The organism is Streptomyces sp. NPDC001858, assembly GCF_053594615.1.
Window position 1 is genome coordinate 219,032 of record NZ_JBSFEV010000007.1, and the last position, 13,080, is coordinate 232,111.

Sequence of the window (13,080 nt, forward strand, 5' to 3'; positions counted from 1 at the left end):
GGCCGTCGTCCACACACACCTGCGGCGACCACCTGCTGGCCTGCCCGGGCCGGGAGGCGACCGGCCGGACGCCGCGGCGGGCCCAGGCTCGTCGGCGACGGTCCCTCACGCCGGAGGCGCGCCCGGCGGTGTCACGGCGCGGCAGCGGGAAAGACCGCCGGTCGTCGTCGGCCGTGGCGATGCCTCGGCCGGGGCTGCGCGGGTGGTGGACCGAGCCAGGGCGGTACGGTCCACCACGCACGAGGGCGGGTGCACGACGGCGTCACGGGCCGGGGCAGGCACGATCTGTCAGGCCCGCGGCGACGGCCCGGGGTGTCATGGGCCGAGGCGTCATGGGCCGGGGCACCAGTGGTGCAGCAGGTGGAAGAACTCCTGCTCGTTTCCGGCCAGGCCCGCCTCCGCCAGGGCCTGTTCCGCCTCGGCCAGGACGGCGGGCGGGACCACGGGCGGCAGCCGGTCGTGCGGGGGCCCGGCGGCGCCGACGCCCTGGTCGGCTCCCTCGTCCCCGAAGGCGGCCCGTACGGTGTGCAGCAGCCGCAGGTAGGCCTGTACGGCGGTGCGCTCGCGGTCGGTCAGTACGGCAGTGGGCATCGGTCGGCTCTCCCCGCGTCGGCGTCGTCTCCCACGCGCCCCGACGGCGCGTACGCCCCCGTGCGGCGGCGCACTCCCCAGCTTGCCGGGCACCACTGACAATCCGGCCGTCCTCCACGTCGGTTCGCCCGCTTAGCGGAGGCGAAACCTGTCCGAAATCCCCTGGGGGAAAGGCGTCCTACGCTGATCGGAAGGGCCTTCGGCGGACCGCCGCAGGCCGGTGGAACAGGAGGCGAGCGGGTGGTCGACGTCCCGCAGTGGCGCCCGGCGCGCGCCGCACGGCTGCGCCCGGTGGGCGACGGAGAACTGGAGCTGCGCCACCGGGTGGTGCACGGCTACCGACGTGCCTTCCGGATGGCCGGCCAGGGACCGGCGCTGGTCCTCATCCACGGCATCGGCGACTCCTCGGCGACCTGGGCCGAGCTGATTCCCGATCTGGCGCGAACGCACACCGTCATCGCCCCCGACCTCCTCGGCCACGGTGCGTCCGACAAGCCGCGTGCCGACTACTCGGTGGCCGCGTACGCCAACGGCCTGCGCGATCTGCTGTCCGCGCTCGGCGTGGAGTCGGCGACCCTGGTCGGGCACTCGCTGGGCGGGGGAGTGGCGATGCAGTTCGCCTACCAGTTCCCCGAGCGCACCGAGCGGCTGATCCTCGTCAGCGCGGGCGGAGTCGGTCGCGAGGTCAACCCCGCGCTACGGCTGGTCTCACTGCCGGGCGCGCAACTGGCGCTGTCCGCCCTGCGATTGCCCGGTGCCCGACTCCAAGTCGGTCTCGTCGTCAAGCTGATGGAGTTGTTGGACACCGATCTCGGCCAGGACGCCCCCGACTTGCTCCACCTGGTAGATGCCTTGCCGGACGAAACCTCCCGCAGCGCCTTCATCCGCACTCTGCGCGCGGTCGTCGACTGGCGCGGCCAGGTCGTGACCATGCTCGACCGCTGCTATCTGACGGCCGGCATGCCGACGATGCTGCTGTGGGGGGACCGGGACAGCGTGGTGCCCGTGCGGCACGCGTACCGCGCCCACGAGGCGATGCCGGGCAGCCGACTGGAGATCTTCGAGGGCGCCGGCCACTTCCCGTTCCACAGCGACCCGGCCCGATTCCGCGCCCTCGTCGAGGAGTTCACCCGTACGACGGCCCCGGCCGACTGGAGCCGCGACCGCTGGCGCGAACTTCTGCGCGAGGGCCGTCCGGGGACGGGGCCGACGGGCCTGCCGGACGGCGCGGGACAGGACCTGCGCGAGGCGAGCGAGCGCAGCGCGACCTGACCGGGCGAACCTGCGTCGGCGATCCCCTTCGGCGATCCCCTTCGGCGATCCCCTTCGGCGACCCGCTTCGACGATCCGCGTCGGGGACACCGCGTCGGGGATCCGACCCGCCGGGAGGTCAGTTCTGCGGCCCCAGGTAGCCCAGCGACGTCCCGATCCGGCCCGCCAGGTGATCGCGCTGCCCGCGCCCCCGCGGAGACGAACCCGGCAGCCAGGTACGGCACTTGCTGGCCAGCAGCAGGCCGAAGCTCTCGGCCTCCCTCTCGTCGGCCAGGTCGAACCGGGTGCGCGCGGCGACGCTGCGCACCGTCGCCTGGAGGTCCGCGCCGTCGGTGAGCAACCGGGCCGCGACCGCGGCGCCCTTGACGTGATGACCGCAGTGCCCCGCCTTCATGTGCCACAGTTCGTGGCCCAGGATGACCAACTGGTGGTCGGGTGCGGTGCGTTCCTCGATGACGACCAGGTCCTGGTCGGCCATGTCCAGCCACAGCCCGCTGGCCGTGTCGGCGGGGAAGGGGGCCATCCGGAAGTGGACGGGGCGACCGCGCCGTCTGCTCATCCCGTCGCACAGGGCGGTGTACAGCTCGGCGGGCGCGGCCGGGGCCGCGAGGGCCAGTTCCGCAACCAGTTCGCCGCTGAGACGGCGCATTTCCTTGGCGATGTTCACCCTTCTCCCCCCGATCACGACTCGGGCCGCTTCACGCTCTCCAGGAGCATGTCCAGCCACTCGGCGACCTTGTCGCGGTGCTGGTCGGTGGGCAGCTGAGCGGCCCGCCACGCGATGCCGCGGACGCCGTGGTCCTGGAGCAGCCGCTCCAGCGGGTCCTCGGCCGCCGCGGCCGCCTCGCGTGCGGCGAGCTTCTGCAGCAGCTCCTGCTCGGTGTGCTGCAGGGCCCCCGCGAGCGCCTCCGGGTCCTCGGCCGTCAGAAACCCCGCGTGGACGCGGAAGAACCGCTGCAGGGCGTCGCAGTGCTCCATCGTGGGACGCCGGTCGCCGTTGATGAGGGCGCCCGCCTGCTGACGCGACATGCCGGCGCCGTCGGCGATCTCCTGCTGGGTGTACTTGCGGCCGTTCGGCTTGAGCCGGGTGCGGCGCAGCAGGTCGAGGCGCTGCAGGAAGCGGGCCTGTACATCGGGCTCGCCGGCGGCGCGGCCGCTCAGCAGGGCCTTGACCACGGACTCCGGGACGCCGGAGGCGACGGACAGCCGCCCGGTGCCGAAGACCTCCGCGTGCGGTACGCCGAGCCGGTCGGCGAGCGCGGCGACACGGGCGACGACGGCCGACAGCAGCACCGTCGCCGTGGCGCCCGGAACCTCGAAGCCATCCTCCGACACCGTCAGGTCTCCTAGGTCTCTCACGTCCCTCTCACACAGGCACTCGCTCACCGTACAGACGGTCGCGGTGAACTGCGTGGAGAGTAACGGTTATTTCGAACTCACATCCAGGTCTCGCCACAACTGTGGCCAATTTCAGCCGTCAACGAGCACGGAATGCCACGATAGTTGACACGCCGAGCGTCCGGGCAGCAGGATCGGGGCGCCGCGTGAAGGCCGCATAGGCAAGAGGGGTGACCTCCCGATGGCATATCAGGCAGGAAGGCAGCGGTCCGTACCGCGGCCCGTCCCCGAGAGTCTCGAGGCTCAGGCGTATCTGCAGGACTACGCCACATATCTGGAAGCCGTCCCCTTCCCGTCCGTGGTCCTCGACCACCGCTGGGACGTCGTGCTCTCCAACACCGCTTTCGCGTCACTTTTCCGCGACGTCAGCCCGCATCCGACGGCTCTGCCGGGCGAGAACTTCCTGCGGTTCGTCCTCTTCCATCCCGACGCGTCCTCGGTCCTCGGCGACCACGAGGCCGGCTGGTGCCTGCCGATGCTCGCCGGTTTCGCGGCGGCGGTGGAGCGCAACGGCCACGACCACGGGCTCCAGGCGATCCGCCGCGACATCGCACAGGACCCGATCATGGAGGCCGCCTACCGGCACGGGCTTCCGCACTGGATCCGCGCGGTCGGCGAGACGGCCGTCGAGCACGACGGGGCGGTGCGCCTGGTGCAGCACCCGGACCCGCGCTGGGGCGCCACCGAGTGCCGCATCGTGGGCGACACGCCGCGGACCCTTCAGGACATGGGGTACACCCGGCTGACCATGGTCCTGCGCGACAACCGGCCGGCGCTCGCGCCGCGCAGAACGCGCTCCGCGCGGCGCATCGCGACCCACCTCAGCGTGGTGCCGGCTCCCGAGGCCTGACGTCCCCCGAGGCCCGACCGGGCACCGTCGGCGTTCAGGTCGCCGACGGCGCCTGGTCGGCGACCCCCGCCCGGCGGGCTCACGCTCGGCGACCCCCGCCCGGCGCGCCCAAGCTCAGCGCGCGCGGGTTCAGTGCGGCGGGGGCGCGTCCGTCTTCGTGACGCGGTCCACGGGAGTCCCTCGCTTCGCCGCCTGGATCTGCTCGTACACATGGGTGCGCAGTTCGGCGAAGCGCGGGGCCACCCGGGTGTGCAACTGGTCGCGCTCCGGCGGGAGATCGACCTTCAGCTGCTCCTGGACGACCGTCGGGGAGGCGGACAGGACGACGACCCGCTCGCCGAGGTAGACGGCCTCGTCGATGTCGTGCGTGACGAACAGGATGGTGATCCCGCGCTCGCGCCACAGGCCCCGTACGAGGTCCTCCAGGTCGGCCCGGGTCTGCGCGTCGACCGCCGCGAACGGCTCGTCCATCAGCAGGACTTGGGGCTCGTACGCGAGCGCCCGGGCGATCGCCACCCGTTGCTGCATGCCGCCGGACAACTGCCACGGATAGGCGTGGGCCGCGTCCGCCAGCCCCACCGACTCCAGGGCGTCGGCGACCAGCTCCCGCCGCCGTGACATCGCCAACTTCTTCTGTTTCAAGGGGAGTTCGATGTTCTCGCCGACCCGCATCCAGGGGAAGAGGCTCCGCCCGTACTCCTGGAAGACGAACGCCATGCCGGGCGGCGGTCCGGTCACCGGCCGTCCCGCCAGGAGCACTTCGCCGCCGGACGGCGCGAGCAGTCCGCTCATGCATTTCAGCAGGGTCGTCTTGCCGCAGCCCGACGGGCCCACCAGGCACACGAGTTCGCCCGCTTCGACCGTGAAGGTCAGGTCGCGCACCGCCTCGACCCGGCGCCCGGACCCCTCGTAGACCTTCCGCAAGCCGCGTACGTCGAGCATGGACCGCCCTTTCGCGAGGTTCACGTCGGTCACGGGGACCGCCGGGTGGAGGCGCGCAGACCGTGGTACCAGCCGAGCACCCGACGCTCGACGACCTGGAACAGCACCGACAGCACGAAGCCCAGCAGACCGAGCACCAGGATCCCGGTCCACATGTCGGGGATGGCGAACCCCCGTTGGAACTGCACGATGGTGAAGCCGAGCCCGTTGCTGGCGGCGAACATCTCGCTGATGACCATCAGGATGATCCCGATCGACAGCGCCTGGCGCAGCCCCGCGAAGATCTGCGGACTCGCCGACGGCAGGATCACGTGGCGCAGCCGGGCGACGCCCGTGATGCCGTAGCTGCGGGCCGTCTCCGCCATCACCGGGTCCACCGCCCGCACGCCCTCGACCGTGTTGAGCAGCACCGGCCACACACAGCCGCTCGCGATCACGACGACCTTCATGGTGTCGCCGATGCCCGCGAACAGCATGATGATCGGCACCAGGACCGGCGGCGGCACGGCCCGCAGGAACTCCAGGACCGGCTCGCACACCGCCCGCACCCGCCGGTAGGAGCCGATGACCGTGCCCAGCCCGATCCCGACGACGGCCGCCGTCGCGTAACCGCCCGCCAGCCGCAGCACGCTGGGCCGGACGTCCGTGCGCAGCCGCTCGCGCGTCCACACGTCGGGGAACGCCTCCAGGATCGTGCGCAGCGGCGGCCAGTACACGTTCGTGCTGCCGTCGGACGCCAGCCACCACGCCGTGACCAGGACGGCCGGCAGACCGAGCGTGAGCAGCAGCCGCAGCAGGAACCGCCGCACACCGACACCTCCCCGCGACCTCACACCGCCACCTCCCCGCGCACCGACTGATGCCAGGCCAGCGCCTGCCGCTCCACCGTCCGGGCGCCCACGTTGATCAGCAGCCCGAGCACTCCGGTGACGACGACCAGCGCGTACATCTCGGGCACCGCCTGCGAGGTCTGTGCGACGGCGATGCGCGCCCCCAACCCCGGGGCGCCGATGACGAGTTCGGTGGTGATGGTCAGGATCAGCGCGACGGCCGCCGCGAGCCGCACGCCGGTCATGACGTACGGCAGCGCGGTCGGCCACAGCACGTACCTCACGCGCGCCCACGGGCCGAGCCCGTAGGAGCGGGCGGTTTCCTCGGCGACCGGGTCGACGTCCTGGACGCCGTACAGGACCTGGATCAGTATCTGCCAGAAGGAGGCGTAGACGACCAGCAGGAGGACCGAGCGCAGTTCGGTGCCGTACAGCAGCACAGCGAGGGGGATCAGGGCGACCGACGGGATCGGGCGCAGGAACTCGATCGTCGAGGCCGTCGCCGCGCGCAGATGCGGGACGACCGAGACGGTCACGCCGGTCAGGATCCCGGCGCACACCGCGATCGTCAGGCCCAGCGCCCAGCCGGTGAGGGTGTCGCCGAGCGCGGTCCAGAACGCGGGTTCGGCGAGTTCGTCGGCGAGGGCGCCGGCGATACGGCTCGTCGGCGGGAAGTAGGCCTCTTTGACCAGGCCGAGCCGCGGCACCGCCTCGCCCAGGGCGAGGAAGGCCGCGAGCCCGGTCGCACCGAGTGCGAGATTCGCTCCCTTCACGGCAGCAGCTTGTCCAGGTCCGGGGTCGTCTTGAAGAGCTTGTCCTGCTCGCCCAGCTTCTCCAGCGCCTCGATCGACGAACGGTTCGCCTCGGCGGGCCACTTGGGCAGCGTCACCTGGGCCAGGACCGCCGCCGGGATCTTGGTGTACGTGGTGACGATCTGCCGGACCTCGTCGGGGTGGGAGTCGGCGTAGGCGAGGGACTCGGCGGTGGCCTCCTGGAACTTCTTCACCACCTCCGGGTTCTGCTGCGCGTACTGGGTGGAGGTGAAGTACATGGCGACGGTGAGGTTCGGGGCCACGTCCACCAGCGGCGAGGCGATCTCCACACCGCCCTGGCTCTTGACGGTGGCGAGCGCCGGCTCCACCACCATCGCGGCGTCGATCTGCCCGCCGTCCAGGGCGGCGGCCATCTGGTCGAAGGCCAGCTCGACGAAGTCCACCTTGTCCGGGTCGCCGCCCGCCTTGCGCACGGACTCGCGCACCGCGGTCTCGTTGATGTTCTTCAGGGTGTTGATGGCGACCTTCTTGCCCTCCAGGTCCTTCGCGGACTTGATCGGGCTGTCCTTCTTCACGGTGATCGCCCCGAAGTCCTTGCCCTGCACGCCCGTTGACGCGATGCCGTTCGAAACGGCCTGCACGGGAACGCTGTTGGACTGGGCGACCATGAGCGAGGTCATGTTGCTGAACCCGAACTGGAACTGCCCGCTGACGACTCCGGGCACGATGGCCGCGCCGCCCTGCGCGGTGGTGATCGACAGTTTCAGGCCGTGCTTCTCGTAGAACCCCTGTTTGACGCCCAGATAGACGGGCGCCACGTCGACGATGGGGATGAGGCCGAGTTTGACGGTCGTGACGCCTCCGGACGACGAACTCCCGGTGGACGTACCGGAGTCGTCGGACGAGCCACAGGCCGCCGTGGCGAGCAGGATGGTGCCGGTCGCGAGACCGGCGAGCAGACGACGCAAGGCTCCTCCTGTGCAGACAACGGGTTCCGACAGGCTGTGCGCACACCGCACAGTAGTGCTCAATTGGCGTGCAGGGAACGTAGAGCCCGCCGTCCGACGGGGTCAATGGGCTTGGCTGACGAAATTGTTGACAGTTGGGGGGCGGCATGTCCGGAACGGCCCGAGAACCGCACTTCGTGAGGTCCTTCGAGCGGGGTCTCGCGGTCATCCGATCCTTCGACGCCGAGCATCCCGAGCGCACGCTCAGCGAGGTGGCCCGCGCCTGCGACCTGACCAGGGCGGCCGCCCGCCGCCTCCTGCTCACCCTCGCCGACCTGGGCTATGTGCACAGCGACGGCAGGCTGTTCCGGCTGACCCCGCGCGTGCTGGAACTCGGCTACGCCTACCTGGCGGGCCTGACGCTTCCTCAGGTCGCAGAGCCGCACCTGGAGCAACTCGTCGCACAGGTGAAGGAGTCGTCGTCGCTGTGCGTCCTCGACGGCGACGACATCGTCTACGTGGCCAGGGTGCCGACCGCCCGCATCATGTCCGCGGTCATCACCGTCGGCACCCGTTTCCCCGCGCACGTCACCTCGGTGGGCCGGGTCATGCTCGCCGCCCTGCCGGAGGCGGAGCTCGAAGTCCGGCTCGCCCGCACGCAGTTGCGCCCGCTCACCGCGCGGACGCTCGTCACGCCGGACGCTTTGCGGGCGGAACTGGTCCGGGTGCGACGGCAGGGATACGCCCTCGTCGACCAGGAGTTGGAGGAGGGGCTGCGGTCGGTCGGCGCCCCGGTGCGCGGCCGGGAGGGCACGGTGGTGGCCGGCGTGAACATAGCCGTCCACGCCGGCCGGACCTCGGCGGCCTCGGCCCGCCGCGAGCTGCTCCCGCCGCTGCTGGCGGCCGTGGCACGGATCGAGGCCGATCTGCGGGTCACAGATCCAGCACGAGCCGCTTCCCCCGACACCGGGACACACAGATCATCATCGTCTCCCCGGCCTCCCGTTCCTCCGGGCTGAGGACGGAGTCCCGGTGCTCCGGCTCGCCCTCCAGGACGTCGGTCTCGCAGGTGCCGCAGGTGCCCTCCGTGCAGGAGTAGAGCACCTCGACACCGGCCGCGCGCACGGTGTCCAGCACGGAGACGCCCGGCGCGACCGTCAGCGTGTGGCCGCTCTGCGCGAGCTCGACCTCGAACTCGCCGTCCTGGCCCGCTGGTTGCTCCTTTGCCTGGAACCGCTCCACATGCAGCGCGCCGGCCGGGCAGCGCTCCTCGACGGCGTCCAGCAGCGGCCCGGGACCGCAGGCGTAGACGAGGGTCCCCTCCGGTAGCGTGTCGAGCACCGAACCGAGGTCGAGCAGGCCGCTCTCGTCCTGCGGGGCTACGGTGACCCGGTCGCCGTAGCCCGCCAACTCCCCGGTGAACGCCATGGAGGCGCGGCTGCGACCGCCGTAGAGCAGGCTCCACTCGGCGCCCGCCGCCTCGGCCGCCGCCAGCATCGGCAGCACGGGGGTGATCCCGATCCCGCCCGCGACGAAGCGGTAGCCGGGCGCCGGACGCAGCGCGAAGTGGTTGCGCGGGCCGCGCACCCGGACCTTGTCCCCCTGCCGCACCTGCTCGTGCACCTGCGCGGAGCCGCCCCGCCCGGCCGGCTCGCGCAGCACCGCGATCCGCCAGGCGGCACGGTCGGCCGGGTCGCCGCACAGCGAGTACTGCCGCTCCAGACCCGGGCCGAGGACCACGTCGATGTGGGCGCCCGGCTCCCAGGCCGGGAGCGGCTCGCCCAGCGGATGGCGCAGGGTGAGGGCGAGCACGCCGTCGGCCGCGAACTCCCGCCACTCAACGACGAGTTCGGCTTCGTACACGTCACTCATGGCGTGCTTCCTCGCGGTTCGGTTCCTTGCGGCTCATGTTCTTGCGACTCGTGCCCTTGGGGCTCGTGTCCTTCGGGGTGGCCGAGCATCCACTCCCACATCTCGATCGGGTCCTGCGAGGCGTGCTCGGCGCCGCAGTGACAGGTGCCGTGCAGGACATCGGTGCCCGGCAGCCAGTCGACGCGGTAGATCTCGCCCGTCGGGGAGCTCATCCGACCTTCTCCATCGGCTTGTCGCCCTCCTCCACCAGCCGGGCGAGGATACGGCGGGCGGCGAGGCCCCCGGTGTCGATGTTGATGCTCAGCTCCTGGTAGCCGGACCGCTCCGAACCGAGCGTGCGCTGAAGGAGGTTGAGCGCGTCGACGTCCTGCATGACCACCGTGTGGTTGTTGCCCCGCAGGAACTCGGTGACCTCGTCGTCGTCCGTCGCCCAGTCCCGCGAGACCATCCAGAAGTCGTACACCTTGCCGTCGTCCGACGGTGTGATGGCGTAGGTGATCTCGGTGTGGAAGCCGTTCGGGTCGCTGCCGTCCGCCTCGGGCAGCACGCCCACCGGCGCGATGCGGCTGTGCAGCAGGTAGAGGCACGGCGCGTGGTACTCGATGTCCTGCCAGCGGGTGATCCGCCCCTCGATGCCGGTGGACCTCGCGTAGAAGGGCGGGCACTCGGCGTCGTCCATGTGCCGGCTCACCCGTACGATGCCGGCGCCCTCGTCGACCTCGGTGGTGATCGGCGTCTCCGCGACCTCCGGGGTGCCGATGTAGCCGCCGTGCAGGTACGTCTCGTGGGAGAGGTCGAGGAGGTTGTCGACGAGCAGGCCGTAGTCGGCGTCGATGGGCTCCATGCCGCGGACGGTCGTCCAGCCGGGGGAGTCCAGGTGCCGGGCGCGCGGGATCGTCTGCGGGTCGGCCAGGGCCGGGTCGCCTATCCACACCCACACCAGGGCGTCCTGCTCGACGACCGGGTAGGCGGCGACCCGGGCGGTGCGCGGGATGCGTTTCTGCCCCGGCACGTACACGCACGCGCCGGTCGTGTCGTACGTGAAGCCGTGGTAGCCGCAGACGATGCGGTCGCCGTCGAGCCGGCTCTCGGAGAGCGGGAACCGGCGGTGCACACACCGGTCGTGCAGCGCGACGGGCGTCCCGTCCTCCTCGGTCCGGTAGAAGACGAGCGGCTCACCGAGGATCGTCCGGCCGAGCAGTCCCTCGCGCCCGACCTCGTGGCTGTAGGCGGCGACGTACCACTGGTTCCTGGCGAAGGCGGTCGTGTGCGGCATGACTGCGGCTCCCGTCGTTGGGTGGTGGCGACATCGTCGGGAAGGGCGTCGCGGCACCGCAATACCTCTTCCGCCTCACGGAAGGGTCCACGCAAGGGGGCTGTTCAGAGCGTTGGTCTGGGGGCGCCTCCGTGCTCGATGCGCGGCTCGACGTCGGGCAGCCGGGGCGCGGGAGCGGCCGCCGAGCCCCAGGGGCGCGGCCGCCGCCGTCGGCTGAAGGCGTCGGGCCGGGCAGCCGAGTGAAACGCGGTCCCGCACCGCGCTCGTGCCACGGGGAACCCGCGGAGTCCCTGTTGGATGACCGCAGGTACCCACGAGCGAGGTGAGGGCGTATGGCGGACAGCAGTGTGGACGCACGGCCACCGGAGGGGCTGAAGGCCGACGCGATCGGGTTCGTCGACGCACTCGTCATCGGGCTCAACTCCACCTCGCCCGCATACTCGCTGGCCGCGGTCGTCGGCCCGGTCGTGGTCCTCGTCGGCGTCTACGCCCCCGGCGTGATGGTGGCGTCGTTCGTACCGATGCTGTTGATCGCGTCGGCGTTCTACTACCTCAACAAGGTCGACCAGGACTGCGGAACGACCTTCTCGTGGGTCACGCGCGCCATGGGGCCGTGGGCGGGCTGGCTCGGCGGCTGGGCCATCGCGATGACCGGGGTCCTGGTCGTCGGGTCGCTGGCGGACGTCGCCGTCACCTTCGCCCTGCTCGCCGTCGGCCTCGACAGCTGGGCCGACAACGACTTCGTGCGCCGACTGCTCGCGGTGCTGCTCATCATCGTGATGACCGCCGTGTGCGTCGTGGGCACCGAGATCTCCGCCCGGGTGCAGAATGTCCTCATCCTCGCCCAGGTCGCCTGTCTGCTCGCCTTCGCCGTCGTGGCGCTCTACCGCGTCTACGCCGACAAGGGGATGTCCGATTCCGTCGACCCGTCGATCAAGTGGCTGAACCCCTTCGGCGCCGGAGGCGCCTCGCTCACGGCCGCTCTGCTGCTGGGCGTGTTCATCTACTGGGGCTGGGAGTCGGCGGTCAATCTGACCGAGGAGACCGAGGACCCCGCCAGCGCGCCCGGCAAGGCCGCCGTCTGGTCGACCGTCGTGCTCCTGGTGACCTATGTCTCCGTCGCCTTCGCCGTCGTGGCCTACGCCGGAACGACCTATCTGACGGAGAACGCGGGAGAAGAGGAGTTCGTCTTCGCGCTGCTGGCAGGCGAGGCGATGGGGGACTGGGACTGGGTCGTCCTGCTCGCCGTCTCCACCTCCGCGCTGGCCTCGACGCAGACGACGATCATCCCTGCGTCCCGCACAGCCCTGTCCATGGCACGCCGGCACGCGCTGCCCCGGCACTTCGCCCACATCCATCCACGCTTCCGCACGCCCGACGTCAGCACCTGGTGGGTCGCCGGCATCGCCATCGCCTGGTACGTCCTGGTCAACGAGATCAGCTCCAACGCCCTGTTCGACTCCCTCACCGCGCTGTCGCTGCTGATCGCCTTCTACTACGCGCTCACCGGGGTCGCCTGTGCCGTGTACTACCGCCGCCATCTGACGGAGAGTCTCCACAACTTCGTCCTGATCGGGCTCGGCCCGCTCGTCGGCGCGGGGCTGCTCGCCTGGCTGCTGGTCGAGTCCGTCAGCGACATGGCGGACCCCGCGAACTCCTACAGCGGCGTCTCATGGTTCGGTCTCGGACCGCCGCTCGTCATCGGGATCGGCATCGCCGTCGCAGGCGTGGTCCTCATGGTCGTGTGGCGGCTGATGTCTCCGGCCTTCTGGTCGGAGCGCCCCGAGGTGGCCGATCCCGACCTCGTGCACGGGAAGGGGCACTGACATGGCCGTGATCCTCGGATACGACGAGTCCCCCGGCGCGGTCCGCGCCCTGCACGTGGCCCTGGAACTGGCCGCGGCGCTGGCCGAACCTCTCGTCCTGGTCTACGGCGCCGCCGCGCCGGGAGGCCCGGGGGGCGAGTACCGGACCCACCAGGAGGCCGTGCGCGAGGCCGGACGCGTGGCCCTCGGCCACGCCGTCGCGGCGGCCGACGCCGTCGGGGTCGCGACGACGGTCGAGATCATCGACCAGAAGCCGGCGCAGGCCCTCCTGGAGTCCGCGGCGCGCCATGACGCGCGGTTCATCGTGGTCGGCAGCTGGGGCGACAGCCCCGCCCGGGGTGCACTGGTGGGCGCGACACCCCACAAACTGCTCCACCTCTCGCCCGTCCCGGTGCTCTGCGTCCCGATGGACACCTGAGCCGGTGACGGCCGGTCCGGGGCAGCCACCCCCGAGGAGCCGAGTGAAGGGGGCGGCCGAGCAGGGCGCCCAGCGCGGTAACCAG

General features: G+C 71.4%; 15 protein-coding genes. 5 read left to right on the plus strand and 10 right to left on the minus strand.

Annotation, left to right across the window (positions count from 1 at the left end):
• Nucleotides 1-330: 330 nt before the first annotated feature.
• Nucleotides 331-591, minus strand: a complete 261-nt coding sequence (locus ACWCPF_RS12970; RefSeq protein WP_451045044.1) for a hypothetical protein — start codon at nucleotides 589-591, stop codon at nucleotides 331-333.
• A 240-nt stretch (nucleotides 592-831) separates the two neighbouring features.
• On the opposite strand from ACWCPF_RS12970, the gene ACWCPF_RS12975 reads away from it, so the two are divergent.
• Nucleotides 832-1,863, plus strand: coding sequence for an alpha/beta fold hydrolase (locus ACWCPF_RS12975; RefSeq protein ID WP_451045045.1), 1,032 nt, complete (start codon nucleotides 832-834; stop codon nucleotides 1,861-1,863).
• A 118-nt stretch (nucleotides 1,864-1,981) separates the two neighbouring features.
• Here ACWCPF_RS12975 and ACWCPF_RS12980 read toward each other — a convergent pair whose 3' ends face one another.
• Nucleotides 1,982-2,512 (minus strand): toxin-antitoxin system, toxin component, encoded by a 531-nt coding sequence (locus tag ACWCPF_RS12980; protein ID WP_451045166.1) that lies wholly within the window; start codon nucleotides 2,510-2,512, stop codon nucleotides 1,982-1,984.
• A gap of 32 nt (nucleotides 2,513-2,544) precedes the next feature.
• A complete protein-coding gene (locus ACWCPF_RS12985) occupies nucleotides 2,545-3,198 on the minus strand; it encodes a helix-turn-helix domain-containing protein (RefSeq protein ID WP_451045046.1) in 654 nt (217 codons plus the stop codon).
• Between the two features lie 244 nt (nucleotides 3,199-3,442).
• Between ACWCPF_RS12985 and ACWCPF_RS12990 the strand changes: the two genes are divergently transcribed.
• The gene (locus tag ACWCPF_RS12990; protein ID WP_451045047.1) at nucleotides 3,443-4,111 is read left to right on the plus strand and encodes an MmyB family transcriptional regulator; all 669 of its coding nucleotides are present in this window, start codon (nucleotides 3,443-3,445) and stop codon (nucleotides 4,109-4,111) included.
• 129 nt (nucleotides 4,112-4,240) lie between these two features.
• Here ACWCPF_RS12990 and ACWCPF_RS12995 read toward each other — a convergent pair whose 3' ends face one another.
• The 4 genes from ACWCPF_RS12995 to ACWCPF_RS13010 are packed head-to-tail and all read right to left on the minus strand — an operon-like array spanning nucleotide 4,241 to nucleotide 7,624.
• A complete protein-coding gene (locus tag ACWCPF_RS12995; RefSeq protein ID WP_451045167.1) occupies nucleotides 4,241-5,053 on the minus strand; it encodes an ABC transporter ATP-binding protein in 813 nt (270 codons plus the stop codon).
• Nucleotides 5,054-5,082: 29 nt separating this feature from the next.
• Nucleotides 5,083-5,862, minus strand: a complete 780-nt coding sequence (locus tag ACWCPF_RS13000) for an ABC transporter permease (protein WP_451045048.1) — start codon at nucleotides 5,860-5,862, stop codon at nucleotides 5,083-5,085.
• A gap of 20 nt (nucleotides 5,863-5,882) precedes the next feature.
• The gene (locus ACWCPF_RS13005) at nucleotides 5,883-6,656 is read right to left on the minus strand and encodes an ABC transporter permease (RefSeq protein ID WP_451045049.1); all 774 of its coding nucleotides are present in this window, start codon (nucleotides 6,654-6,656) and stop codon (nucleotides 5,883-5,885) included.
• Nucleotides 6,653-7,624 (minus strand): ABC transporter substrate-binding protein, encoded by a 972-nt coding sequence (locus ACWCPF_RS13010; RefSeq protein WP_451045050.1) that lies wholly within the window; start codon nucleotides 7,622-7,624, stop codon nucleotides 6,653-6,655. The genes ACWCPF_RS13005 and ACWCPF_RS13010 overlap by 4 nt, the downstream gene beginning before the upstream one ends.
• Before the next feature lie 146 nt (nucleotides 7,625-7,770).
• Here ACWCPF_RS13010 and ACWCPF_RS13015 point away from each other — a divergent pair, with 146 nt between their 5' ends.
• Nucleotides 7,771-8,622: an IclR family transcriptional regulator domain-containing protein gene (locus ACWCPF_RS13015; protein WP_451045051.1), complete on the plus strand. Its 852-nt coding sequence runs from the start codon at nucleotides 7,771-7,773 to the stop codon at nucleotides 8,620-8,622.
• Here ACWCPF_RS13015 and ACWCPF_RS13020 read toward each other — a convergent pair.
• Genes ACWCPF_RS13020 through ACWCPF_RS13030 form a run of 3 tightly spaced genes read right to left on the minus strand, consistent with a single transcriptional unit; the run spans nucleotide 8,537 to nucleotide 10,751 of the window.
• On the minus strand, nucleotides 8,537-9,475 hold the full coding sequence (locus ACWCPF_RS13020) for a PDR/VanB family oxidoreductase (protein WP_451045052.1): 939 nt from the start codon (nucleotides 9,473-9,475) through the stop codon (nucleotides 8,537-8,539). The two genes, ACWCPF_RS13015 and ACWCPF_RS13020, sit on opposite strands and share 86 nt — an antisense overlap.
• On the minus strand, nucleotides 9,472-9,687 hold the full coding sequence (locus ACWCPF_RS13025; RefSeq protein WP_451045053.1) for a hypothetical protein: 216 nt from the start codon (nucleotides 9,685-9,687) through the stop codon (nucleotides 9,472-9,474). The genes ACWCPF_RS13020 and ACWCPF_RS13025 overlap by 4 nt, the downstream gene beginning before the upstream one ends.
• Nucleotides 9,684-10,751, minus strand: a complete 1,068-nt coding sequence (locus ACWCPF_RS13030) for an aromatic ring-hydroxylating dioxygenase subunit alpha (protein WP_451045054.1) — start codon at nucleotides 10,749-10,751, stop codon at nucleotides 9,684-9,686. The genes ACWCPF_RS13025 and ACWCPF_RS13030 overlap by 4 nt, the downstream gene beginning before the upstream one ends.
• 332 nt (nucleotides 10,752-11,083) lie before the next feature.
• Between ACWCPF_RS13030 and ACWCPF_RS13035 the strand changes: the two genes are divergently transcribed.
• Nucleotides 11,084-12,577: an APC family permease gene (locus tag ACWCPF_RS13035; RefSeq protein ID WP_451045055.1), complete on the plus strand. Its 1,494-nt coding sequence runs from the start codon at nucleotides 11,084-11,086 to the stop codon at nucleotides 12,575-12,577.
• A gap of 1 nt (nucleotide 12,578) precedes the next feature.
• A complete protein-coding gene (locus ACWCPF_RS13040; protein ID WP_451045056.1) occupies nucleotides 12,579-12,995 on the plus strand; it encodes a universal stress protein in 417 nt (138 codons plus the stop codon).
• Nucleotides 12,996-13,080: the final 85 nt, after the last annotated feature.

Excerpts from the sequence above, each read along its gene's own strand:
- ACWCPF_RS12980 (WP_451045166.1), bottom strand. The coding sequence starts at position 2,512 with ATGCGCCGTCTCAGCGGCGAACTGGTTGCGGAACTGGCCCTCGCGGCC.
- ACWCPF_RS13015 (WP_451045051.1), top strand. The coding sequence starts at position 7,771 with ATGTCCGGAACGGCCCGAGAACCGCACTTCGTGAGGTCCTTCGAGCGG.
- ACWCPF_RS12990 (WP_451045047.1), top strand. The coding sequence starts at position 3,443 with ATGGCATATCAGGCAGGAAGGCAGCGGTCCGTACCGCGGCCCGTCCCC.
- ACWCPF_RS13035 (WP_451045055.1), top strand. The coding sequence starts at position 11,084 with ATGGCGGACAGCAGTGTGGACGCACGGCCACCGGAGGGGCTGAAGGCC.
- ACWCPF_RS13025 (WP_451045053.1), bottom strand. The coding sequence starts at position 9,687 with ATGAGCTCCCCGACGGGCGAGATCTACCGCGTCGACTGGCTGCCGGGC.
- ACWCPF_RS13040 (WP_451045056.1), top strand. The coding sequence starts at position 12,579 with ATGGCCGTGATCCTCGGATACGACGAGTCCCCCGGCGCGGTCCGCGCC.
- ACWCPF_RS13030 (WP_451045054.1), bottom strand. The coding sequence starts at position 10,751 with ATGCCGCACACGACCGCCTTCGCCAGGAACCAGTGGTACGTCGCCGCC.
- ACWCPF_RS12970 (WP_451045044.1), bottom strand. The coding sequence starts at position 591 with ATGCCCACTGCCGTACTGACCGACCGCGAGCGCACCGCCGTACAGGCC.
- ACWCPF_RS13020 (WP_451045052.1), bottom strand. The coding sequence starts at position 9,475 with ATGAGTGACGTGTACGAAGCCGAACTCGTCGTTGAGTGGCGGGAGTTC.
- ACWCPF_RS12995 (WP_451045167.1), bottom strand. The coding sequence starts at position 5,053 with ATGCTCGACGTACGCGGCTTGCGGAAGGTCTACGAGGGGTCCGGGCGC.